The organism is Pedobacter superstes (assembly GCF_037622515.1).
GTDB lineage: Bacteria > Bacteroidota > Bacteroidia > Sphingobacteriales > Sphingobacteriaceae > Paradesertivirga > Paradesertivirga superstes.
The window spans coordinates 1-481 of sequence record NZ_JBBJCN010000022.1; the positions used below are offsets into that span (position 1 = coordinate 1).

Below are 481 nucleotides of genomic sequence, written 5' to 3' on the forward strand. Positions count from 1 at the left end.
GATCGGAAAAGCTTCGGCTAGCATATCATTAGCCAGCTTAAGCCAAACTTATGATGGTACTGCAAGGTCCGCAAGTGCTACAACTATTCCTTCTGGTTTAACAGGAATTAGCATTACCTACGATGGTTCGCCCACTGCTCCGACAAATGCTGGTTCATACGCTGTTGTAGCTTCTCTTACCAATGCTAACTACGTTGCCGATAATGCCACAGGCAATCTTGTGATTGGCAAGGCTTCGGCTAGCATATCTTTAGCCAGTTTAAGCCAAACTTATGATGGTACAACAAGATCAGCAACAGCGACTACAACTCCTGCCGTTTTAACAGGTATAAGTTTTACCTACGATGGTTCGCCCACTGCTCCGACAAATGCTGGTTCATATGCTGTAGTTGCTTCGCTTACCAATGCTAATTACGTTGCCGATAATGCCACAGGTAATCTGGTGATTGGCAAATCGACTGCGACCCTATCTCTAGCCAGT

General features: G+C 45.5%; 1 protein-coding gene. It reads left to right on the forward strand.

All coding sequences use genetic code 11. The features are described 5' to 3' along the window. Positions 1-481 (forward strand): MBG domain-containing protein (locus WG906_RS19330; protein ID WP_339994538.1); only part of this gene is annotated, 481 nt, incomplete at both ends.